At 41.7% G+C, this 22,011-nt stretch carries 21 protein-coding genes and 1 other annotated feature; of the genes, 18 read left to right on the forward strand and 3 right to left on the reverse strand.

Annotated features, from left to right (window positions below):
• Positions 1-43 precede the first annotated feature (43 nt).
• The 5 genes from ACQYAC_RS18690 (at position 44) to ACQYAC_RS18710 (ending at position 6,842) form a co-directional block, all read left to right on the forward strand.
• Positions 44-1,105 carry a carbamoyl phosphate synthase small subunit gene (locus ACQYAC_RS18690; RefSeq protein ID WP_429943875.1) on the forward strand — a complete coding sequence of 354 codons (1,062 nt, stop codon included), beginning with the start codon at positions 44-46 and terminating at the stop codon, positions 1,103-1,105.
• Complete coding sequence (locus tag ACQYAC_RS18695; protein WP_429943876.1) at positions 1,098-4,178, forward strand: carbamoyl phosphate synthase large subunit; 3,081 nt, start codon at positions 1,098-1,100, stop codon at positions 4,176-4,178. The genes ACQYAC_RS18690 and ACQYAC_RS18695 overlap by 8 nt, the downstream gene beginning before the upstream one ends.
• The gene (gene argF / locus ACQYAC_RS18700; protein ID WP_144462346.1) at positions 4,175-5,125 is read left to right on the forward strand and encodes an ornithine carbamoyltransferase; all 951 of its coding nucleotides are present in this window, start codon (positions 4,175-4,177) and stop codon (positions 5,123-5,125) included. Before ACQYAC_RS18695 ends, argF begins: the two co-directional genes overlap by 4 nt.
• A gap of 102 nt (positions 5,126-5,227) precedes the next feature.
• Entirely contained in the window at positions 5,228-5,407 is a 180-nt protein-coding gene (locus tag ACQYAC_RS18705) for a YjzC family protein (protein ID WP_003211282.1), read from the forward strand.
• Between the two features lie 169 nt (positions 5,408-5,576).
• On the forward strand, positions 5,577-6,842 hold the full coding sequence (locus tag ACQYAC_RS18710; protein WP_429943877.1) for an MFS transporter: 1,266 nt from the start codon (positions 5,577-5,579) through the stop codon (positions 6,840-6,842).
• 114 nt (positions 6,843-6,956) lie between these two features.
• Here ACQYAC_RS18710 and ACQYAC_RS18715 read toward each other — a convergent pair whose 3' ends face one another.
• Entirely contained in the window at positions 6,957-7,151 is a 195-nt protein-coding gene (locus ACQYAC_RS18715; protein WP_003211779.1) for a YjzD family protein, read from the reverse strand.
• A gap of 211 nt (positions 7,152-7,362) precedes the next feature.
• Between ACQYAC_RS18715 and ACQYAC_RS18720 the strand changes: the two genes are divergently transcribed.
• The 4 genes from ACQYAC_RS18720 to ACQYAC_RS18735 all read left to right on the forward strand — a co-directional run bounded on the left by ACQYAC_RS18720 (position 7,363) and on the right by ACQYAC_RS18735 (position 10,015).
• The gene (locus tag ACQYAC_RS18720) at positions 7,363-8,103 is read left to right on the forward strand and encodes a hypothetical protein (RefSeq protein ID WP_058014314.1); all 741 of its coding nucleotides are present in this window, start codon (positions 7,363-7,365) and stop codon (positions 8,101-8,103) included.
• Between the two features lie 75 nt (positions 8,104-8,178).
• Entirely contained in the window at positions 8,179-8,754 is a 576-nt protein-coding gene (locus tag ACQYAC_RS18725; protein WP_429943878.1) for a nad binding enzyme, read from the forward strand.
• Between the two features lie 90 nt (positions 8,755-8,844).
• Entirely contained in the window at positions 8,845-9,807 is a 963-nt protein-coding gene (locus ACQYAC_RS18730; protein ID WP_058014312.1) for a BMP family ABC transporter substrate-binding protein, read from the forward strand.
• Positions 9,808-9,817: 10 nt separating this feature from the next.
• On the forward strand, positions 9,818-10,015 hold the full coding sequence (locus ACQYAC_RS18735) for a ComZ family protein (protein ID WP_058014495.1): 198 nt from the start codon (positions 9,818-9,820) through the stop codon (positions 10,013-10,015).
• 10 nt (positions 10,016-10,025) lie between these two features.
• On the opposite strand, the gene ACQYAC_RS18740 is transcribed toward ACQYAC_RS18735, so the two are convergent.
• Positions 10,026-10,259: a hypothetical protein gene (locus ACQYAC_RS18740; protein WP_058014311.1), complete on the reverse strand. Its 234-nt coding sequence runs from the start codon at positions 10,257-10,259 to the stop codon at positions 10,026-10,028.
• A 169-nt stretch (positions 10,260-10,428) separates the two neighbouring features.
• Here ACQYAC_RS18740 and ACQYAC_RS18745 point away from each other — a divergent pair, with 169 nt between their 5' ends.
• The 9 genes from ACQYAC_RS18745 (at position 10,429) to ACQYAC_RS18785 (ending at position 20,415) form a co-directional block, all read left to right on the forward strand.
• The gene (locus ACQYAC_RS18745; protein WP_012009552.1) at positions 10,429-11,367 is read left to right on the forward strand and encodes a beta-ketoacyl-ACP synthase III; all 939 of its coding nucleotides are present in this window, start codon (positions 10,429-10,431) and stop codon (positions 11,365-11,367) included.
• Between the two features lie 21 nt (positions 11,368-11,388).
• A complete protein-coding gene (fabF, locus tag ACQYAC_RS18750) occupies positions 11,389-12,630 on the forward strand; it encodes a beta-ketoacyl-ACP synthase II (RefSeq protein ID WP_012009553.1) in 1,242 nt (413 codons plus the stop codon).
• Positions 12,631-12,706: 76 nt separating this feature from the next.
• Complete coding sequence (locus ACQYAC_RS18755; RefSeq protein ID WP_144462336.1) at positions 12,707-13,510, forward strand: DUF2268 domain-containing protein; 804 nt, start codon at positions 12,707-12,709, stop codon at positions 13,508-13,510.
• A gap of 160 nt (positions 13,511-13,670) precedes the next feature.
• Complete coding sequence (locus ACQYAC_RS18760; protein ID WP_429943879.1) at positions 13,671-14,651, forward strand: ABC transporter ATP-binding protein; 981 nt, start codon at positions 13,671-13,673, stop codon at positions 14,649-14,651.
• Entirely contained in the window at positions 14,648-15,670 is a 1,023-nt protein-coding gene (locus tag ACQYAC_RS18765; RefSeq protein ID WP_065098859.1) for an ABC transporter ATP-binding protein, read from the forward strand. The genes ACQYAC_RS18760 and ACQYAC_RS18765 overlap by 4 nt, the downstream gene beginning before the upstream one ends.
• Before the next feature lie 83 nt (positions 15,671-15,753).
• Positions 15,754-17,388, forward strand: coding sequence for a peptide-binding protein (locus tag ACQYAC_RS18770; RefSeq protein WP_268498095.1), 1,635 nt, complete (start codon positions 15,754-15,756; stop codon positions 17,386-17,388).
• Between the two features lie 216 nt (positions 17,389-17,604).
• Positions 17,605-18,555, forward strand: a complete 951-nt coding sequence (locus ACQYAC_RS18775) for an ABC transporter permease (protein WP_044139928.1) — start codon at positions 17,605-17,607, stop codon at positions 18,553-18,555.
• Between the two features lie 33 nt (positions 18,556-18,588).
• A complete protein-coding gene (gene opp4C / locus ACQYAC_RS18780) occupies positions 18,589-19,488 on the forward strand; it encodes an oligopeptide ABC transporter permease (protein WP_081042303.1) in 900 nt (299 codons plus the stop codon).
• A 174-nt stretch (positions 19,489-19,662) separates the two neighbouring features.
• Complete coding sequence (locus tag ACQYAC_RS18785) at positions 19,663-20,415, forward strand: YjbA family protein (RefSeq protein ID WP_169056292.1); 753 nt, start codon at positions 19,663-19,665, stop codon at positions 20,413-20,415.
• 35 nt (positions 20,416-20,450) lie between these two features.
• Here ACQYAC_RS18785 and trpS read toward each other — a convergent pair whose 3' ends face one another.
• Positions 20,451-21,446 carry a tryptophan--tRNA ligase gene (gene trpS, locus ACQYAC_RS18790; protein WP_429943880.1) on the reverse strand — a complete coding sequence of 332 codons (996 nt, stop codon included), beginning with the start codon at positions 21,444-21,446 and terminating at the stop codon, positions 20,451-20,453.
• A 53-nt stretch (positions 21,447-21,499) separates the two neighbouring features.
• Positions 21,500-21,718: a binding site (T-box leader), on the reverse strand.
• Positions 21,719-22,011 lie beyond the last annotated feature (293 nt).

The raw sequence follows: 22,011 nt of genomic DNA on the forward strand, positions 1-22,011 counted from the left end.
ATTCATTTATATTACTAATTATTCAATTTGGGGTGACACAAGCATGAAAGGTTATTTAAATTTAGAAGATGGAGCCTCTTTTGAAGGAGATCTGACAGGAGAAGCTGGCAAGACAGGTGAAGTGGTTTTCTTTACAGGGATGACAGGTTACCAAGAGGTACTCACAGATCCTTCCTATAAGGGACAAATCATTGTTTTCACATATCCACTAATCGGAAATTACGGCATTAATCATGAAGACTTTGAGAGCAAAAAACCACAAGTGAAAGCGGTCGTTGTGTATGAAGCAGCCGATCATTTCTCTCACCATCTTGCTGCGGTTAGCTTAAAAGATTATTTACAGAAGTGGAACATCCCGCTTCTGACACATACAGATACACGTGCAGTCGTGCAAAACATTCGGGCAAATGGGACGATGAACGCTGTGATCAGTGTAGACGAAAACGAAACACCGCCGGCCATGAAACAAGACAATGTGGTTGCACAGGTGACAGACGAGGAAATCTACACTCAAGGCAGCGGCGAGGAACATGTAGCGCTTATTGATTTTGGCTTTAAAAAATCAATAGCAGATTCGCTTGAAGCGCGCGGCTGTAAAGTAACCGTCATTCCATACAAACAGCTGGAAAAGGTGTTTGAAATGAAGCCAGATGCGGTCCTGCTATCAAATGGACCTGGAGATCCCAAAACATTGAAGCCATATTTAAAAACCATTCATGAGATCATGATGACTTTCCCGACACTTGGGATCTGCTTAGGTCATCAATTAATCGCTCTTGCACTTGGCGGGGATACGTATAAACTTCCATTTGGCCACCGCGGGGCGAATCACCCTGTACAAGATACAGAATCCAAACGTGTGTTCATGACAAGTCAGAATCACAGCTATGTGGTGAATGAAAAAAGCATGAATGACAAAGAAGTGGACGTGAAATTCCTTCATGTTAATGATGGATCTGTCGAAGGATTCATTCATAAAGAGAAGCTCATTATGTCAGTTCAATTTCATCCAGAAGCACACCCAGGGCCTGCTGAAAGTGAATGGGTATTCGATGATTTTATTGAGAAAGTGAAACAAGCAAGGAGAGAAGTCGCACATGCCTAAAGATCAAAGCATACAAACCATTCTAGTCATCGGGTCTGGTCCAATCATCATTGGTCAGGCAGCAGAATTTGATTACTCAGGAACACAAGGATGTATGGCCCTAAAAGAAGAGGGCTACAAAGTGATTTTAGTGAATAACAACCCAGCAACCATTATGACAGACGAATCATTTGCTGATGAAATCTATTTTGAACCGCTTTCAGTTGATTCAGTGACAAGAATCATCGAAAAGGAAAAACCAGATGGTCTTTTAGCCAACCTTGGCGGACAGACCGCTTTAAACCTTGCTGTCGAGCTAGAAAAAGCCGGTGTGCTGAAAAAGCACGGAGTAACCCTGCTCGGAACGTCAGTTGAAACAATTGAAAACGGTGAAGATCGAGAGAAATTCCGTGCTCTCATGAAGCAGTTGAACGAACCTGTGCCAGATAGTGAAATTGTGGATAATGCAAAGGATGCCCTTCAATTTGCAAAAGAAGTAGGCTTTCCAGTCATCCTAAGACCAGCATACACACTTGGCGGTAAGGGCGGCGGAATCGCTTTAACAGAGGAAGCGTTTAAACCACTTATTGAAGGAGCCCTTTTAGCGAGCCCGATTCATCAGTGTTTAGTTGAAAAAAGCATCGCGGGCTTTAAAGAAGTGGAATATGAGGTCATGAGAGACCGTCAAAATACGTGTATCACGGTTTGTAATATGGAAAATATCGATCCAGTTGGTGTGCATACAGGAGACTCAATTGTCGTTGCACCTTCGCAAACATTAACGGATCAGGATTATCAAATGCTTCGTTCAGCGAGCCTGAAAATCATTTCAGCACTCGATGTAGTCGGTGGATGTAATATCCAATTCGCCCTTGATCCGCTTAGTAAAGAATACTTTGTCATAGAGGTGAATCCGCGGGTTAGCCGTTCATCCGCTCTTGCCTCAAAAGCAACGGGCTATCCGATTGCTAAAATGGCAGCAAAGCTTGCGGTAGGCTATACACTAGACGAACTCAAAAACCCGCTCACAGGCACAACTTATGCTAGTTTTGAGCCGGCACTCGATTATGTCGTCGTGAAATTCCCGCGCTGGCCGTTTGATAAATTTAAACAGGCAGATCGTCAATTAGGTACAAAAATGAAAGCGACGGGTGAAGTCATGGCGATTGACCGTAATTTAGAGTCAGCCATCCAAAAAGCCGTTGCCTCCCTTGAAATTAAAACAAAGGGCTTCCACCTGCCAGAATTGAAAGGTCAATCGACTGAACAACTATTTGAGCTTGTCAAAACACCAGACGATCGACGTTTCTTCGCTGTTATGGAGCTTCTTTCAAGAAAGGAAACGGTTGAAGCGATCCATCAAGCGACGAAAATCGATCTATTCTTCTTACATGTGTTCAACAATATGATCACGCTCGAACAGGAATTGAAGAACCATGATGGAACGCTCTCTAAAGACACCTTGAAAAAGGTAAAGGAAAAGGGGTTCCTTGATGAAACGATTGCTCTTCTAACAGGCAATAGTGAAGATGCTATTAGACAGCTTCGTCAAGAATATGGCATTACGGCTTCATTTAAAATTGTCGACACATGTGCAGCGGAATTTGATGCAAAAACGAACTATTTCTATTCCACATACTTTGGTAAAAGTGATGGAGAGCATCAAGAGAAAACAAAACAGCGTGCACTCATCATTGGCTCTGGTCCAATTCGAATTGGGCAAGGAGTCGAGTTTGACTATAGTGCGGTGCATGGCGTTCTTACCTTGCAAAAGCTTGGCTTTGAAACCATCATGATGAACAACAATCCCGAGACGGTCAGTACGGATTATGAAATTGCAGATCGTTTATATTTTGAGCCCATTACATTAGAGCACATCTTAAACGTTGTGGAAGCAGAGCAAATTGATTTTGTGATCGTTCAATTTGGCGGACAGACTGCCATCAATGTAGCAGAAGGCTTAGAAAAAGCGGGCATTACGTTGTTAGGTACATCTTTTGACACGCTAGATGCGCTGGAAGATCGTGATCTGTTCTATCAGCTTCTTGATGAACTGAACCTTCCTCATGCAAAAGGAGATACAGCTCATTCTAAAGAAGAAGCACTCACGCATGCTAAAAGCATCGGTTACCCTGTGTTAATTCGCCCATCGTATGTCATTGGCGGAATGGGAATGATGGTTGTCCAGTCAGAAGCGCATTTGACGTCACTACTTGATCAGCCAGATCATTTGCCATACCCAATTTTAATTGATGAGTATGTCACTGGAAAAGAAGTTGAAGTGGATCTGATTTCTGACGGAAAAACGACCTTCATCCCAACGATCGTCGAGCATATTGAGAAAGCGGGCGTCCATTCAGGTGACAGCTTTGCCATCCTACCAAGTGTCTCCATCAGTGAAGACATCAAACAGCAGGTGCATACTGCGTCCGAACAAATAGCGAATAAATTATCGTTTAAGGGCATTATGAATATCCAATTTGTGATCAAAGGGGATCAGGCGCTTGTACTAGAAGTGAACCCGAGGGCAAGCCGGACCGTTCCAGTTGTCAGCAAGGTAATGGGCATTGACATGATTCCGCTTGCGACTCAATTATTAGCGGGTGCAACGCTTCAAGAACTGAACCCAGTAACGAAAAACAAAGGGGGAACAGCGGTCAAATTCCCAGTTTTCTCATCACATGCCATTCAAGATATTGACTTAAAGCTGACACCTGAAATGAAAGCGACAGGAGAAGGAATGTGTGTAGGTAAGAACGCCGAAAGCGCCTTGAAAAAAGTGTTTGCGTCAATCTGGCATCAGAAAGGCAGCTTATTTATAAAAGGCAGTGAACAATTGGTAGATGAAGCAAAACATGCAGGTTTTGATGTCTGGACGGACAGCTTTGACACTTGGCTGCAAAACGAAGATAAATCCCTTCATATCCATTTAGGCGAAGATGAAGAGGCAAAAGAGCAACGCGTAAAAGCACTCACACATGGCGTCCAAGTTCTAACCGAATATGAAACCGTTCAAGCATTCCTGCAAGGGGAAAATGGAGATGTATCACCAGTATCGCTCCAAGAATTATACAAAAAGGAAGTGACGGCATGAGTCAAGTTGACCTGCAACCGACATTATACGGAAAAGACTTTTTATCATTAAAAGATTTCTCAATCAATGACATTGCTTATTTAATTGAAAAAGCGGAAGAAATGAAACAAAACCCATACCAAGATTTATTCAAAGGGAAAACATTAGCGATGATTTTTGAAAAATCGTCAACTAGAACCCGTGTATCATTTGAAGCGGGAATGACGCAGCTTGGGGGACATGCGCTCTTCCTCAGCTCAAATGATTTGCAAATCGGCAGAGGAGAAACGATCAGTGATACAGCGCAGGTGCTGTCTGGCTATGTAGACGGCATTATGATTCGAACCTTTGAACATGAGAAGGTCGAGGAGCTGGCACAATATGCGTCCATTCCTGTCATCAATGGGCTGACTGACTACTCCCATCCATGCCAGGCACTTGCTGATTTATTGACAATAAAAGAAGCAAAAGGAACATTAAAAGGAATCAAAGTCGCCTACATCGGTGACGGAAATAATGTGGCGCACTCCTTGATGGTTGGCTGTGCGCAGCTAGGCTGTGATATTGCAGTTGCATCTCCGAAAGGCTATGAACCACTTCAAGAAGTAACAGACACAGCACGTGAGTTTGCAAAACAATCAGGCGCAGAAGTCATCGTTACGACAGATCCTGTCGCCGCTGTCCAAAATGCAGATGTCATTTATTCTGATGTGTTTACAAGCATGGGGCAGGAAGCAGAAACAGAGAAACGCCTTGCTGAATTTAAAGAATATCAAGTCAATGATGAACTAATGCGTCATGCAGCAAAAGATTATATTTTCCTTCATTGTCTCCCAGCACACCGCGGAGAAGAAGTGACAGCAGACATTATTGATGGACCGCACTCAAAAGTATTTCAGCAGGCAGAAAACCGCCTGCATGTACAAAAAGCATTAATCAAAGAGCTCATGTATCAACAAACCAAATAAATGAAAAGCATCCCTGACTCGTAGGAGCAGGGACTTTTTGCATAAAGGATTGGAGAGGCAAGTCACGGGACATAATAACATCATCGAGAAAGGAGGATGGAAATGGGTCAGCAGCATCAGTTTAAATCAGGGAATAAAGCACCAAATAATGGTGTGTATGTCGAGATCGGTGAAACCGGCAGTATGGTGAAAGATCCTTTAAAGATTAAGCTTCAAGCAGGTGACGTCTTTCCGGATAACTCAAACCATAACCGTGTTTGGACCTATCAGAGAAAGCCGTAAGCAATTGACTAAGAGTCGGTTGGAATAAGTCTTTAGAGGCATGTGTCATGCCTCTTTTTTCTTTATAATAAAAAACAATTAAGTTCAAATTTTCAAATAAATAGTATGAATAAAAGAGAAAATAAGGTAAAATATGTAATTGTAATATATTGTTGAAAGGATTTGTGTGATGGAAAAGACGAATCTCAGTGAAAGTGTTTGGAATAAACGCTTCACCTCATTATTCATATCAAGACTTATTAAAAACACAGGAGAAAGTTTTGCTTTTACATCCGTCCTTTGGCTATTGATTTTGAGAGGGGATGGAGCGCTCGGTACAGGACTTCTCCTAGCAGTAACCGTACTTCCTTCATCTTTGCTAGCCCCAATACTAGGACCTCTTATGAAAAAGCACCATTTGTCTAAATGGATGTTCGCTTCAGACGTCGTTCGAGCAACCATTGTACTCATTATTCCGCTACTGCATTTTTCGCATCTATTGCCTTTATGGTTATTGATCTCATTAATGGTTATTCAATCGGCAACTGGTGCAGCGTATAACCCAGCTTCTGTGGCGATTTTACCTCAGATTGTACCGAAGCATCTGATTCAAAAAGCAAACGCCATCCTGCAATCTTCTTTTGAAATTGTTGCACTTGCAGCAGTCATGGTGGCTGGTCTTTTAGTGAAATTAATCGGACCTGCAGATACCCTGCTTATCACCACTGCCTTATTTATCATATCCGGCCTGTTTATTATCGGCGTTAAATTAAAGAAAACCGATGAAGACAAAGCAGCAGGCATTAAACAAGCAAAGAATACATATTTGTATAACTTAAAAAGAGGGTTTCTCGTCGTTAAAAATCATCATATTTTATTTGCGCTGACGTTGTATTGTATTTTAATGAATGTCGCCGCAGCTCCGTGGCAGGCACTTTCTGCTGTATATGTAGCAGAAGCATTGCAAAGCGATTCCATGGTGTATTCCATTTTAAGAGGTGTTGCTGCAGTAGGTGCCTTTATGATGGGCTTTGCTCTAGCGAAAGTGAAAATTAAGAGATTTGGTTTGTTCTTTATTGTCGCAGGTATGATTGAAGGGGCTGCATTCTTTATCACAGGGATGAGTACATGGCTGCCGATCGTTTTACTTGCTTCCTTTATATTCGGTGCCGCCGTTAGTGCGATCAATGTACCTGAAATGGTCATTATTCAAACGTCTGTCGACCAAGATGATCAGCCGCAAGTATACGCAGTGATCAATGCTTCATCAAATGTTTTCCTCCCGCTTGCAGCTGTCGTATCAGGCGTCCTGGCAGAAAGATTTGGAGCGGGACCTGTCATTGCTGGCGGTGGGGTCCTTGAAATTTTATCAGGTATCGCAATCTTCCTGTTTACAGGGCTTGCGAAAAGTCATTTGACAGCAGACAAACAGAAGTCCGAAACCGTCGAGGTGTAGGCAATAAAAAACCCCCTGTGGCTGCAGGGGGTTTTAGCGTACCTCTTTTCATAAAAAGAAAAAGAGCTAAAATCAAGATCATTTTAGCTCTTTCTCACATTCATCTCTTACGTATTAAGAGTGTTTTGTTGAACTTTCCGTTTCTTTCATTGGACTTACTTCAGCAAAGATGAATAAAATAACCGTAAACACCACTGCAAGAATAGAAGTCAAAGTAAAGTCATAAGCAGCGCCATTCATCGAAGCAACGATGTAACCAGCCATATGTGTCAGCAGAAAAGTCCAAATGAGGGTGATAATATAATGCATAATCCCACCGTCCTTTATGTAACAATCTATTGATTATCATACCATAGATACGAGTGAGGGGAAAAGACTGTTTTAGCCTTTATGTGACCATTTTTAGACCTTCTGCTATAAAAATAAAAAGAATTCTTCTGTCATTAGGGGATTTCCTTATTCCTACAAGAGTTGTTGTTCATATCATAGAAAGCAGAATCACTGAAAGGAGGCTGGCCATATGGGTGTAAGCGAACGGTTTTTCCAGCTTGGTTCCCAGTGGAACGTCATTCACCTTCCTCAAAAACCAAATGGCTTTGGCATTCTTATCCTCGGTGACCGAAATCACTTTGTGCAGGAAAATACATCATTCTGGCTTCAGCACTATGGAAGAAACCAGCTTTTAACTGCCTTAAAGGATGAAGGATATACATTGTTTAATAGTCATCTTCATGGGAATCACTGGGGATGCGAAGATGCTGTTTTTAGTGCAAAGCAGCTCGTTCATCACACATTAAAACAAGAAATATTAAACCGAGAAATTCATGTGCTGGCAGAGGGGATGGGCGCACTCGTTGCTATGAGTCTTGCAGAAGAGATGCCAGAAGTGCTAAGATCCATTGCACTGGTGAATCCATGTCTGCATCTCCATGCACAACGAGAAAGAGAAAAGGAACACAAATTCTTTTATAAACAGCTAATCAAAGAATTAGCGAAGAGCTACGGCTGTTCTGAAAAGGAAGCGGAAACGTATCAGCTCCCGGCTTGCCCTGTTCATTCTGCTCATGTACCAATTCACATATGGCAAAGACTAAACGGTGCACCCTATGCATATGAACTGCATGCAAAGCCTTTTATTGATCAGCACATGAAGAATCCAGAGCATTGTCAGATCGATCTCACCTTGCATATGTTTGATCATCCGAGAAGAATCTTTCAATCCATTCACAAGTTTTATAAATCGCATGAAAAAGAATTGTGATGAATAGGATGATAACAGCCCTTCATGGAAAGGGCTCTTCTTTTTATTCGATAAGCTAAAAAAGGGGACATGAACATGGAGACAGGACTGATCATAGGGGCAGATGAATTTTTTGGCCTAGCGCTGTGTGAATATATGATGAAAGAGGGCATTCAAGTGGACATCACATGTCCTCATGATCAAACAGAAGAGCAAAAGATGTTATTAGAAGAACGAATGATGTGGCTTGGCAGAAATGAGCTTTTCCGTGTCATTGACCTTCAGGATGGAAAAGACACGTATGATCTGATCTTTATTCAATCAGATGAATCAGATAAAAGACAGGAAGACTTGAAAGCGGCGCATGGCATGTACCGTGTTCTTTACGAAAAAACCGAAGACAAATCATCCAACCAGAATGTGCCGGCAGTTATTCTACCGCGCATGTTTGGACCATGGACACTTGATGAAGAAAGAACGAAGCGTGAAGAAGCATTTTTTGTAGAAGATGTAGCTAGGGATTTGTTCAAGTGGGCATCGGGCTCTGAACAAAGACAGGAAATGACACATGAATTGAAGGTAGAAAGACAAATAGATGACAAACAAGCAGAAGAAATGATAGCAGAATGGAAAAGACAAAACTCAACATTTTTCGACAAAAAGCAAGAATGATCTTCCATCTTATCTTTTTTCAGTATAAAATAAACCTATATTTAACATACAGGTTCATGCCTGCATGTGGCAAAGGGAGTTGAACATGGCATGAAGTATCAGCGGCTTGTCATGATCTTTTCGTTCCTTCTCCTATTATCTGCCTGCTCACAGGCACCTTTAAAAGGACAGATTGAGAAGGTGGGTTTACTCGTCCCCGATACTATTAATGATCAAGTTTGGGGAACGAAAGGTTATAAAGGCTTATTAAATATTCAATCAACATTTGGTGTAGATGTTTATTATAAGGAAGGAATGGTCGACAAAGAGAAAATCGTTGATGCCATTGAAGAATTTCACAAAAAAGGAGTCAATTTGATTATTGGCCATGGCAATGAATACAGCGAAATTTTCAATTTAATCAGTGAAGATTATCCGAAAACACAATTTATCACGGTAAATGGAAACAAGCCTCAGGCGGATAATGTTGCGAATGTGACGTTTAAAGGTGAAGCGATGGGCTTTTTCGGAGGCATGACAGCAGCACATATGTCAAAATCAAAAAAGATTGGTATTCTTGCTACATATGATTGGCAAAGCGAAGTAGACGGCTTTATCAAAGGTGCAAAATATCAAGATGAACATGTACAAGTGCTTGCTGAGTTTGTCGAAAACTGGGATGATGCGGACAAAGCCGTGGAGCTCTATCAAAAATTGAAAAAACAAGGCGTAGATGTTGTATATCCAGCAGGTGATGGTTATAATATCCCTGTCATTGAACAAATCAAAGCCGATAATTTATCAGCGATCGGATATGTCACCGATCAATCCAACCTCGGCAGCCATACCGTTTTAACAAGCACAGTCCAGCATGTGGATAAAGCGTACGGTATTATTGCGAAGAAATTTAATGAAGGCAAGCTAAATGCACAAGGTGAGTACTCCTTTGACTTTAAAGAAGGAGTGATCGAAATGGGGAAATTTAGTTCTACCATTGACCGTGCTTTTTTGAAAGACATTGAAAGTGATATTGCGACTTACAAAAAAACTGGCAAACTGCCAAATGAAAAGTGAGGATACGACGATGCAGCAAGAAAAATCGATGGAGTTTTTACAAATTGCCATGAAGTATTTTCCTCAGGCAAAAGAAGAATTAGATAAAGCAGGTATTCAGCTTGAGCCCGAAGCTCTTCAGCCGCTTTTATCATTGTTTACATCTGTCATGCAAGAGGCATATGAGCTTGGAAAAGCAGATGCAGAATCAGGAAAAGCCACAGAATAGTGGCTTTTTTTTATGATAATTTTTTTTTGAAGGCACTAATCATAGGCCCAACATCTTTAAACACAGGCTTCAATTCATCTATGGAGTTCATAATGTTCCCAATTTGATTCATGACATGCATGTAGTCAATGGAGTCTTCACTTGAAGTTGTTTCTGCTCGTTCCTCCTTTGCTTCTGTCTTGCCTTTCTCCTTTTCAAGCGGCTGTCCAAACATCATCGCCGAAAAAATATCTTTTTGTGCCATATCAAATGCTCCTTTCTACTATCGGTATATCAATAATCTATGAAAAAAGTGAGAGGAAAGGTTAGACGTTTGTATTGCCAAGGAGAAAAAAATAAGGTAAAATTAGTACCAGATACTAATATAAGATCACAATATCACATGCTCGTATGAGTAAAAGGAGTCTTATTCAATGAATGCTGGAATTATTGGCCTTGGCCGCTACATACCTGAAAAAGTGTTAACAAATCTTGATTTAGAAAAAATGGTTGAAACTTCTGACGAATGGATTCGTACTAGAACAGGTATAGAAGAAAGAAGAATTGCTTCTGATGATGTCAATACATCACATATGGCGCTTGCTGCTGCAAAAAAAGCATTAGCTGACGCAGATGTAGCTGCAGAAGATATCGATATGATTCTTGTGGCAACAGTCACGCCAGATCAAGCATTTCCGACAGTCGCTTGTATGATTCAAGAGCAGCTCGGTGCACATAAAGCATGTGCAATGGATATTAGCGCTGCGTGTGCTGGCTTTATGTATGGGCTTGTTACTGGAAAACAATTTATCGAATCAGGTACGTTCAAGCACGTGCTCGTCGTTGGCGTTGAAAAACTTTCTCGTATTACCGACTGGGATGACCGCAATACTGCTGTTCTGTTTGGAGATGGAGCAGGTGCTGCTGTGTTAGGAGAGGTCAGCGAAGGGAAAGGAATTCTCTCATTTGAGCTTGGAGCCGACGGAAGAGGCGGTAAGCACTTGTACTTAGATGAAAAAGATCATACAATCATGAATGGACGAGAAGTATTTAAATTTGCTGTAAGACAAATGGGCGAGTCAAGCGTAAACGTCATCGAAAAAGCTGGACTATCAAAAGAAGACGTTGACTTCTTGATTCCGCATCAAGCAAATATTCGCATTATGGAAGCAGCCCGCGAACGCCTAGAGCTGCCAGTTGAAAAAATGTCGAAGACAGTCCATAAATATGGAAACACATCAGCAGCATCTATTCCAATTTCACTATGTGAAGAAATCGAAGCCGGAAAAATTCATGACGGCGATGTGATTGTAATGGTAGGTTTTGGTGGCGGATTAACGTGGGGCGCAATCGCTATGCGATGGGGCCGATAAAAGAGTGAGGTGCACAAATTAATGGATAAAAAACGAGTAGTTGTTACAGGGTTGGGTGCTTTGACACCTCTTGGCAACGATGTAGAATCAACATGGAAAAATGCTTTAGCAGGTGTATCAGGAGTTGGACCAATCACACGTGTCGACTCAAGTGAATATACAGCAAAAGTGGCTGCAGAATTAAAAGATTTTAACATTGAAGATTACATGGAGAAAAAAGAAGCACGAAAAATGGCACGCTTCACGCAATATGCAGTTGTTGCTGCTCAAAAGGCTTTAGAAGATTCACGTCTTGAAATCACAGATGAAATCGCACCGCGTGTTGGTGTATGGGTTGGATCTGGTATTGGTGGACTTGAAACATTTGAAGAGCAGTTTGAAGTGTATTCAAATAAAGGGGCAAGACGCGTAAGCCCGTTCTTCGTTCCAATGATGATTCCAGATATGGCAACAGGCCAAATTTCAATTGCACTTGGCGCAAAAGGAGTTAACTCTTGTACTGTAACAGCATGTGCAACAGGTACAAACTCAATTGGTGATGCATTTAAAGTCATTCAGCGCGGAGATGCAGATGCGATGATCACAGGCGGAACAGAAGCGCCGTTAACAAAAATGTCGTTTGCTGGTTTCTGTGCGAACAAAGCGCTTTCGACAAATCCTGATCCAGAGACAGCAAGCCGTCCATTTGATAAAAACCGTGACGGATTTGTTATGGGTGAGGGTGCAGGGATTGTCGTTCTTGAAGAACTTGAGCATGCATTAAAACGTGGCGCGACGATTTATGCAGAAATCGTTGGATATGGATCAACTGGAGATGCGTATCATATTACAGCACCGGCTCCAAACGGAGAAGGAGGCGTCCGCGCAATGAAAGAAGCGATTCGAGATGCTGGTTTGTCTGTGGAAGAAATTGATTATATCAATGCCCACGGAACAAGCACACCGTACAATGATAAGTTTGAAACAATGGCGATTAAAGAAGTGTTCGGAGAGCATGCGAATCAGCTTGCGATCAGTTCGACAAAATCGATGACAGGTCACTTACTTGGCGCAGCAGGCGGAGTAGAAGCTATTTTCTCTGTACTTGCAATTAAAGACAGCGTCATTCCTCCAACCATTAACCTTGAAACACCGGATGAAGAATGTGATCTTGATTATGTGGCAAATGAAGCACGTTCAAAAGAAGTACAAGTGGCTCTAAGTAACTCACTTGGCTTTGGCGGACATAATGCGACAATTATCTTTAAAAAATACGAAGCATAATATTTCCTAAGAGGCGGCGATCTATAAACAGATCGCCGCTTTTTTGCATATGATGAAAATGGAGGTGTTTAGCAGTATGGGTCTAGTCAATACACAATATCTCATTCATCAATCTTCATCATTTCAGGAGCTTGCGTCGCGCTTTGTTCCTTATTTTAAAGGGGCGGAGGAAAAAGAATGGTCCTCTATTCTCTCCCACCTGCAGCATCACGGCATGATTCGGTCTTTTAGATCATGCATAGACATGATCGACAAGCTCAAAGAAAAAGGGTACTTCCAGCTCGTCATGAAAGAATACCGGGCGCTCCAAAAGCAGTGGAAAGGCCCTGACATTCCAGTCTTTATTTTGCCAGTCAATGAGAGCAGCAAAGAAATTAGAGAGCAATTTTATTATCAATCCGGCATGGCATTTGACGACAAGGTCTTTCTCTTTTTGTCGCCAAATACCCCGAAAGAACGTATCGGAACATTGCTGACTCATGAATATCACCATGTATGCAGGTTGCATTTTCTCACGAAAGAAGAAAAAGATTTTACATTCCTTGATACAATCATGATGGAGGGGCTCGCTGAATATGCTGTGTATCATAGATACGGAGAAAGCTATACAGCCAAATGGACCACTCTCTATGACGAAACGCAGCTTCAGCGTATGTACCAGAAATGGGTATCCAGTCATCTTGATCAAAAAGTGCAGGACGACGAAAGACTGATACAGAACCTCCTTTATGGAAAAGGGAACTACCCCAAAATGCTTGGTTACGCCACTGGATTTTATATCGTGAAAAAGTATTTCAGTGAACATAGAATCAGCGAGGAGTCTATGATTGCAGAGCCGTCCGAAACTTTTTTAAAGGCGATAGACTCACAAAGTGAATGATTCACATAAAAAGAGACATATTACAAATTTACTAAATTCTTCTTGATTTCGTCATAACGATGTAATAATATACAAATATAAATTTTGATAATTCTTTTTATTCAAAAAAAGCTGAATTTTAGATCCATTTCTATTAATTGATGGTGAAAGGGGCGAATAAATGACCACACTGCTTGAAGTGCAGAACTTAAAAACCTATTTTTTTCGAAAAAAAGAAGCGATACCTGCTGTAGATGGCGTTGATTTCAGCATCAACAAAGGAGAAACTGTTGCATTAGTCGGTGAGTCTGGATCTGGTAAAAGCATTACGTCCTTATCCATTATGGGCTTGATTAACGGCACTGGTGGAAAAATTATGGACGGTTCCATCAAGCTAAATGGTAAGGATCTCGTTACATATGGTGAAAAGGAATTATGCAGCATTCGTGGTAATGACGTATCGATGATCTTTCAGGAGCCCATGACCTCACTTAATCCAGTCCTAACTATCGGGGAACAAATAATAGAAATCCTCATCTATCACAAAAAACTTTCAAAAAAAGAAGCGACGAAAAAAGCGATTGACCTGCTGAAGCTTGTTGGTTTTTCCAGACCGGAACAAATCATCAAAGATTATCCGCACCGTTTATCAGGCGGCATGCGGCAAAGAGTGATGATTGCCATTGCGCTAAGCTGTGATCCGAAGCTTCTCATTGCAGACGAACCGACAACTGCCCTAGATGTTACGATTCAAGCCCAGGTGCTCACATTGATGAAAGATTTATGCACGACATTTGGTACATCGATTCTCCTCATTACGCATGATCTAGGTGTCGTGTCTGAAGTGGCAGATCGAGTCATTGTCATGTACTGCGGACAGGTTGTTGAAAATGGGACCGTCGAAGAATTATTTGATCAGCCGCTTCATCCTTACACAGAAGGGCTGCTTGAATCGATTCCTGTCATTGACGGAGACATACAGCCGTTAACGGCGATAAAAGGGAATGTCCCTGCGCCAGATCAGCTTCCAGCCGGCTGCCGCTTTGCTCCTAGATGCCCGCAAGTGAAGGAGCGATGCCTAGGCGAACTGCCTAAGCTGAGGACTTTTGAAAATGGCAGAAGCGTCAGATGCTTCTTATATGAGGAGGCAGACCGAACATGACCCTTGCTCAGAATCAGCCACATGCAACAGATCTAATAGAGAAAGAGACCATTCTTGAACTGAAACAGATTAAAAAACATTTTCCGATTAAAGCAGGCGTCTTTCAGAAGAAAGTCGGTGCAGTCAAAGCTGTTGACGGCATAGATTTGAAGATTTATAAAGGTGAAACGTTAGGGATAGTGGGGGAATCAGGATGTGGTAAATCGACATTAGGCCGGACTATGATTCGTTTATATGAGCCAACTGACGGTCAAATCCTTTTTAAAGGGCAAGATATCTCCCGCGTATCAGAATCAAAGCTAAGACAATCAACGCGAAAAAACATCCAAATGGTTTTTCAAGATCCCTTTGCATCACTCAACCCTAGAAAAACACTTCGAAGCATCATCAAAGAACCCTACAAAACACACCACTTATATTCCTTAAAAGAAAGAAATGAAAAAGTAGAACAGCTTTTATCAAAGGTGGGCCTACATCCAAGCTTTGCAAATCGCTATCCCCATGAATTTTCTGGCGGGCAGAGGCAGCGAATCGGCATTGCTCGTGCGCTTGCCATGAATCCCGAAATGATCATCGCAGATGAGCCGGTTTCAGCACTTGATGTATCCATTCAGGCGCAGGTGATTAATCTGATGGAGGAACTTCAGGAGGAATTTGACCTGACATATCTATTTATCTCTCACGACTTAAGTGTGGTCAGGCATATTAGTGATCGAGTCGGCGTGATGTATCTCGGTAAAATGATGGAGCTTGCCGATAAGCACAGCTTGTACGATGAACCGCTCCACCCATATACACAGGCATTGCTTTCTTCTGTCCCTGTTACCCGTAAAAAAGGTCAGATCAAAAGAGAACGGATCATGCTTCAAGGCGATCTGCCAAGTCCTGCAAATCCGCCAAAAGGGTGTGTATTTCACACAAGATGCCCGCATGCGAAACAAATCTGTAAAGAAAAAATACCAGCATTTCAAGAATTAAAACCAAACCACTTCGTTGCCTGTCACCTCTACGACGCTTAATCGGCTTGGATGAATTCATCTTTGAGAGGGGGGATGAAGCGGCTTCTGTCGTCATTTCTAAAAAAGGATAGGGGGAATTGTATATGAAAGGTAGAAATAGAAAATCCATATTGTTCAGTTTACTGCTGATCTTCACGCTCATGCTTGCGGCTTGCTCTAGTGGAAATAAAACCTCTGGAGACAGTGAAAAGAAATCCACCGGTAAACCTGTGCAGGGCGGAGATCTTGTCATCGGTTCCATTGCAGAACCAACATTATTTAACTCGCTTTATTCAACAGATGTGGCTAGCTCAGATATTGAAGAAAGAATCTACAGCTTTTTACTTCAAACTGACGGAAAGCTGAACCCTCAGCTATCACTCGCAGAAGATATTAAAGAATCTAATGACGGCAAGCAGTTTGATGTGACCATTAGAAAAGGCGTAAAGTTTCATGATGGAGAAGAACTGACAGCTGATGATGTTGTGTTTACATACAGCATTCCGATCAATAAGGACTACAATGGGGAGCGCGGATCAGGCTTTGAAGTATTAGATTCTGTTAAAAAGACAGGGGATTACTCAATCGAATTCAAGCTCAATAAAAAAGATCCTTATTTCTATAATGTCACACTAGGAAGCTATGGCATTTTACCTAAGCATATTTTAGGTGATGTGCCTATAAAGGATCTCGGTGAAAATGAATTTAACCGAAAAAAACCAATTGGTTCTGGTCCATTTAAATTTGCCGAGTGGAAAGAAGGCGACTACGTGAAACTAGAAGCCTTTGACGATTATTGGGATGGGCGTCCATATCTTGATACCGTCACGATTAAAACCATTCCTGATCAGAACGCAGCAATCGCCCAGCTTTCAGCAGGTGATATTGATTTCTTTGCGGTACCGGGATCTGAGCTGCAAACAGCCGAAAAAGTCAGCAACATTAAAATTGAATCTGATCTCGGACTCAATTATTCATACATTGGCTGGAACCAGAAAAATGAACTCTTCAAAAGTAAAAAGGTCCGTCAGGCGCTGACACATGCCATTGACCGCCAAACGATTGTCGATCAAGTGTTGGATGGAGACGGCAAAGTAGCCAACATTCCAGAAAGTCCACTGTCATGGAACTATCCAAAGACTGATCGTGTTCCAGTATTTGAGTTTGATCAAGAAAAAGCGAAAAAGATGCTGAAAGAAGAGGGCTGGGAGGATACAGATGGAGATGGCTATCTTGATAAGGATGGCAAAAAATTCTCTTTTGTCATAAAGACCAACCAAGGAAACAAAGTCCGTGAAGACATTGCTGTCGTTGTCCAGCAGCAGCTCAAGGAAATTGGTGTGGAAGCGAAGCCGCAAATTGTGGAATTCAGCGCACTCATTGAACAGACGACACCGCCTAAATGGGATTATGATGCGCTGCTGCTCGGCTGGAGCCTTGCGACATTCCCTGATCAATACAGCATCTTCCACTCAAGCCAGTCAGAAAAAGGCTTGAATAACATTTGGTATAAAAATAAAGAGGTCGATAAGCTGTTAGTAGATGCCAAGAATTTAAGTGATCGAAAAGAATACTCAAAGGCATATGAAAAAATTTATGAACTGATCGCAGAGGATCAACCATATACGTTCCTTTACTATGCCAACTCACATCGCGCGATGCCATCTAATCTCCAAGGCTACTCATACCACCCGAAAGATGAGTATTACAAAATCGAGAAATGGTGGATTGAACAGTAGGCTGCTAGTGAAAAGAAGAGGAAAGTTCTCTCAGATAACCCCTTTCATTCGGTGTTAATCAGGCGTGCTGGCGCTCACAATTTTATTCACCGAGCACCAGTTAGATTGAGAGGGTTTTCATATCACGATGCAAATGAAGACAGAGGGCTAAAAGAAAGATCATTTTAGCCCTTTTTCATCACAGTATGGCGATCCGATGAAAAAGGAGTTGTGCATATGGTTACATATATCATTAGAAGGACATTGCTTTCCATTCCCATCTTATTTGGGATTACCATTTTGTCCTTCGCCATCATGAAAGCAGCACCAGGCGATCCGATGTCACTTATGATGGACCCAACCATTAGTGCGGCAGACCGAGAAGCCTTTATTGATAAGTACGGCTTGAACGATCCTGAATATGTGCAATATATGAAATGGCTTGGCAATATGCTTCAAGGTGATTTTGGCACCTCCATTGTTAAAAAGGGAACGCCTGTGGCTGATTTGATTTTTGCAAGGCTGCCAAATACCCTCATCCTCATGATCTTTTCTACATTAGTTGCCCTGATCATCGCCATCCCATTCGGTGTTCTTTCAGCAAAACGTCCATATACAAAGCTAGACTATGGCATTACAGTTACATCTTTTATCGGACTGGCTATTCCGAACTTTTGGTTTGGACTCATTCTCATTATGGTTTTATCCGTGAACTTAGGATGGTTTCCAACTGGGGGAGTCTCTACCTTGAATGCCGATTTTAATGTGTTTGACCGGCTCCATCACATCATTTTACCAGCCTTTGTTTTAGCAACGGCTGATATGGCAGGGCTCACTCGGTACACAAGGTCGAGTATGCTTGATGTCATGAGGCAGGATTACATTCGTACCGCAAGAGCGAAAGGCTTTCGAGAAAACAAGGTCATTTTCAAGCACGGGTTAAGAAACGGTCTTATGCCTGTCATTACGATTTTCGGATTGATGATTCCATCCTTTATTGGTGGTGCAGTCGTGGTGGAGCAAATTTTCACTTGGCCAGGGCTAGGGAAGCTGTTTATTGATTCTGCTTTTTCGAGAGATTATCCGGTCATTATGGCGATGACTGTTATTTCCGCAGTGCTCGTGGTGGTTGGAAATTTAATTGCGGATATTCTCTATGCGATCGTTGATCCGCGTATTGAATATTAGAAGGGAGCTGAAGCACAATTGGCACAGCCTAATATGGGAACACCTCCTGTTGATCTCAAATTAAAGGAGGGTCTTCCGCCAAAGCCAGAGACGATGCTGCGTTTATTTTGTGAGAAGTTTTTCAAAAATAAATTGGCGGTTGCCGGCTCCGTGATCTTATTGGTCATTATCTTTTCAGCCATTTTCGCTCCAGTGATTGCCCCTTACGCACCAGAGCAGCAAGATTTATTAAAACGGCTTCAGCCGCCAAGTGCTGAGCATTTGATGGGAACTGACAAGTTTGGCCGCGATATTTTTTCAAGGGTGCTATATGGCGCGAGGGTCTCTTTATTAGTCGGTTTCGTCTCGGTGGTCGGTGCGATTACCATTGGTACTGTGGTAGGAGCGGTAGCAGGGTATTTCAAAGGATTTGTTGATTCCTTGTTAATGAGATTTGTGGATGTCGTGTTGTCGATTCCCGATATTTTTCTCTTGATCACGCTCGTTACCATTTTCAAACCGGGTATTGATAAATTGATTTTAATCTTTGCATTGACCGGATGGACCACAACCGCGAGACTAATCCGCAGTGAATTTTTATCACTGCGAACAAGAGAATTCGTACTCGCAGCAAGAACCATTGGAACGAAAAACCATGTCATCATCTTTTCGCATATTTTACCGAACTGTATCGGTCCTATTATTGTGTCAGCTACACTAAAAGTAGGTTCCGTCATTTTAGCCGAATCAACGCTGAGCTATCTAGGGTTTGGCATACAGCCGCCAACGGCGAGCTGGGGCAACATGCTGCAAGATGCACAAAATTTCTCGATTATGGTGCAGGCGTGGTGGTATCCATTGTTTCCAGGTTTACTGATTCTACTGACCGTTTTATGCTTTAATTTCTTAGGAGATGGGCTGAGAGATGCACTTGATCCTAAAAAGTTAAAGTAATGCCTCATTTGTATGACAAGATGAAAGGGACTCTGCGACACCCTTTCTTTTCTTTATGTCATAAAGAAAAGCATGCCGTGATTCACTCAGCTTGAAGTTTAATAAAGTTGGAATAATTTCTCTATCCCTTGCCCATACTGTGGACAACAGTTTTTATAAAGTGAGGGATTGGTTATGTTATTTCTTCATGACGTATGGGTGAATTGGTTTGAAGGGGAAGAAAATGGCTACAATGTGTGTCATTTTCATGAGTGGCGTAAGGAGGACAGCGTGGAGCTGTTAGATCAAGTACCTTTACTCAAGGTGCAGAGTCCTTTGTATGATTACATAGAGAATGATCTTTCAGAACTGCCAAAGACGCTGCTAGAAGCAGTATTTGAGAAATCATATATTCGAAAAAATCATGAACGGCGCAAATTAGAGTATTGTTTTGTGGTGACGGACGGTATACGAATTATTGCTGTGGATACGATTGGGTATTCCATTCCTGTGAGGAAAAGCCGCTTAATCCCAAGGCAGGAGCAATTGGTGTATGAAATGGTGAAAGATGTGAGGGCTGAGGAATATGAATTCTCTCAGGACAGTCTTGAGTCAGCGAAGGAGTATCATATTTTGTCTTTGCCGCCGCAGCACATCTGTGGATTAACGAGAAAAGAAAGACAGTTGAAGCAGCTCATGTTTATGGCGCTCGATCAATTAAAAGGTCTTCAAAACAGGGCGGAGATTGCGTATTGGTATACGGAATGGAACCCTCGCATGTACAATCAAATTAAACGAATGTCATTCGAAGAGATTTGGAACATGCTTTACAATGAAACCATTGATGGATGGTCAGAAAATCATTTAGCATTTTGTGAAAAAATGATTAAGGGACAGCCATTTTTTGAAAAGCTTTGGGAAATGGAAAACGAATCAAAGGTGAATTAGAAAAAGCTTGCAGCGTGATGTGCTGCAAGCCTTTTTTATTTGCGTTTTCTGCCAAGACCCATTGCATTCTCCATTTTTTTCAGCATTTTATTTGCTGCGCGGTTTGCTTTTTCAGCACCTTCGTCAAGAATACGATCAAGCTCGTCTGACTCAATGAGTTCATAGTATCGATCTTGAATTGGTTTTAAAGCATCAATGACGACGTTCGCAAGATCTCCCTTAAACTCACCATACCCTTTGCCTTCATACTTTTGCTCAAGCTCTGCAATCGATATGTTACCTAATACAGAGTAAATCGTCAGCAAGTTGGCAATTCCAGGCTTGTTCTCTTTGTCATACTTAACGATGCCTTCTGAATCCGTCACAGCACTTTTGATTTTCTTTTCAAGCTGCTTTGGTTCATCTAATAAAGTAATGAAGGATTTTTGGTTCGGATCGGATTTGCTCATTTTTTTCGTTGGATCTGCTAAAGACATAATCCGAGCGCCTTCTTTTGGAATCTTCACTTCAGGTACAGTGAAGATGTCATTGTATTTACGGTTAAAACGTTCAGCAAGCGTTCTAGTCAATTCAAGATGCTGCTTTTGATCTTCTCCGACAGGAACTAAATCAGTACCATATAACAAAATATCGCCAGCCATTAATGGCGGATATGTTAATAGTCCTGAAACAACCGCTTCCTTACCAGCGGATTTATCCTTAAATTGGGTCATTCTCTCTAATTCCCCAATATAAGCAACACATTGAAGCATCCATCCTGCCTGGGCGTGAGCAGGTACCTCTGATTGGATAAACAATGTCGCCTTCTCAGGATCAAGTCCCACTGCTAAATAAAGAGCTGCTAAGCTTCTAATATTTTGTCGAAGGGCTAAACGATCCTGATTCACCGTGATAGCATGCTGATCGACTACACAAAAGTAGCCATTATAATCATGCTGGAGATCGACAAATTGCTTCATCGCTCCAATATAGTTCCCCAATGTTACCGAACCGCTCGGCTGAATGCCTGAAAAAATCGTCTTCTTTGTCATACTAAAACCTCTTTTCCTCAATATAAAAAGGCCCACCCGTCACTTTTCAACAGAAAAGGGACGAATGAACCGTGGTACCACCCTTGTTATTTCACATGGAAATCACTCAAGACGTTGATATCGGAGACTGCTCCGTCTAAGCCTACTTACTTTCGAAAGTGTTCGGTTAGCTGCTCCAAAGCCCATTCCATACATGCCATTGTCTGCTCGCACCAGCCGCAGACTCTCTGTTAATGGTGAATATATGTACTCTTCTTTTTCATCGCAACAGTATGTCTATCTATTATAAAGGATGACCATAAAAAAGTCACGAAGCCCCTTATGTGACCTTCTCATCATGTCGTTTGACACTTAAAATTTTAGGTAAAATACCAACTATCTGTCACAATTTTTTAAAAAGGGATGATTAATTATATGTATAAAACATTATTCCTGCTGAATTTGTTAAATTATTTTAATCAATTTCCGCTTTAATTTGTTGAAGTGATTGAGACTTTAGTTTATAAAAATCCCTCTTTATCCCCATTTACGTTTTTTAAAAATATATGAAATTGATATTGCAATA

Source organism: Bacillus sp. MM09(2025) (assembly GCF_050496725.1).
Classification (GTDB): Bacteria; Bacillota; Bacilli; order Bacillales; family Bacillaceae; genus Bacillus; species Bacillus pumilus.

What these genes read in the sequence shown, in the direction of transcription:
- ACQYAC_RS18690 (WP_429943875.1), top strand. Translation starts at nt 44, where the DNA reads ATGAAAGGTTATTTAAATTTAGAAGATGGAGCCTCTTTTGAAGGAGAT.
- ACQYAC_RS18695 (WP_429943876.1), top strand. Translation starts at nt 1,098, where the DNA reads ATGCCTAAAGATCAAAGCATACAAACCATTCTAGTCATCGGGTCTGGT.
- argF (WP_144462346.1), top strand. Translation starts at nt 4,175, where the DNA reads ATGAGTCAAGTTGACCTGCAACCGACATTATACGGAAAAGACTTTTTA.
- ACQYAC_RS18705 (WP_003211282.1), top strand. Translation starts at nt 5,228, where the DNA reads ATGGGTCAGCAGCATCAGTTTAAATCAGGGAATAAAGCACCAAATAAT.
- ACQYAC_RS18710 (WP_429943877.1), top strand. Translation starts at nt 5,577, where the DNA reads ATGGAAAAGACGAATCTCAGTGAAAGTGTTTGGAATAAACGCTTCACC.
- ACQYAC_RS18715 (WP_003211779.1), bottom strand. Translation starts at nt 7,151, where the DNA reads ATGCATTATATTATCACCCTCATTTGGACTTTTCTGCTGACACATATG.
- ACQYAC_RS18720 (WP_058014314.1), top strand. Translation starts at nt 7,363, where the DNA reads ATGGGTGTAAGCGAACGGTTTTTCCAGCTTGGTTCCCAGTGGAACGTC.
- ACQYAC_RS18725 (WP_429943878.1), top strand. Translation starts at nt 8,179, where the DNA reads ATGGAGACAGGACTGATCATAGGGGCAGATGAATTTTTTGGCCTAGCG.
- ACQYAC_RS18730 (WP_058014312.1), top strand. Translation starts at nt 8,845, where the DNA reads ATGAAGTATCAGCGGCTTGTCATGATCTTTTCGTTCCTTCTCCTATTA.
- ACQYAC_RS18735 (WP_058014495.1), top strand. Translation starts at nt 9,818, where the DNA reads ATGCAGCAAGAAAAATCGATGGAGTTTTTACAAATTGCCATGAAGTAT.
- ACQYAC_RS18740 (WP_058014311.1), bottom strand. Translation starts at nt 10,259, where the DNA reads ATGGCACAAAAAGATATTTTTTCGGCGATGATGTTTGGACAGCCGCTT.
- ACQYAC_RS18745 (WP_012009552.1), top strand. Translation starts at nt 10,429, where the DNA reads ATGAATGCTGGAATTATTGGCCTTGGCCGCTACATACCTGAAAAAGTG.
- fabF (WP_012009553.1), top strand. Translation starts at nt 11,389, where the DNA reads ATGGATAAAAAACGAGTAGTTGTTACAGGGTTGGGTGCTTTGACACCT.
- ACQYAC_RS18755 (WP_144462336.1), top strand. Translation starts at nt 12,707, where the DNA reads ATGGGTCTAGTCAATACACAATATCTCATTCATCAATCTTCATCATTT.
- ACQYAC_RS18760 (WP_429943879.1), top strand. Translation starts at nt 13,671, where the DNA reads ATGACCACACTGCTTGAAGTGCAGAACTTAAAAACCTATTTTTTTCGA.
- ACQYAC_RS18765 (WP_065098859.1), top strand. Translation starts at nt 14,648, where the DNA reads ATGACCCTTGCTCAGAATCAGCCACATGCAACAGATCTAATAGAGAAA.
- ACQYAC_RS18770 (WP_268498095.1), top strand. Translation starts at nt 15,754, where the DNA reads ATGAAAGGTAGAAATAGAAAATCCATATTGTTCAGTTTACTGCTGATC.
- ACQYAC_RS18775 (WP_044139928.1), top strand. Translation starts at nt 17,605, where the DNA reads ATGGTTACATATATCATTAGAAGGACATTGCTTTCCATTCCCATCTTA.
- opp4C (WP_081042303.1), top strand. Translation starts at nt 18,589, where the DNA reads ATGGGAACACCTCCTGTTGATCTCAAATTAAAGGAGGGTCTTCCGCCA.
- ACQYAC_RS18785 (WP_169056292.1), top strand. Translation starts at nt 19,663, where the DNA reads ATGTTATTTCTTCATGACGTATGGGTGAATTGGTTTGAAGGGGAAGAA.
- trpS (WP_429943880.1), bottom strand. Translation starts at nt 21,446, where the DNA reads ATGACAAAGAAGACGATTTTTTCAGGCATTCAGCCGAGCGGTTCGGTA.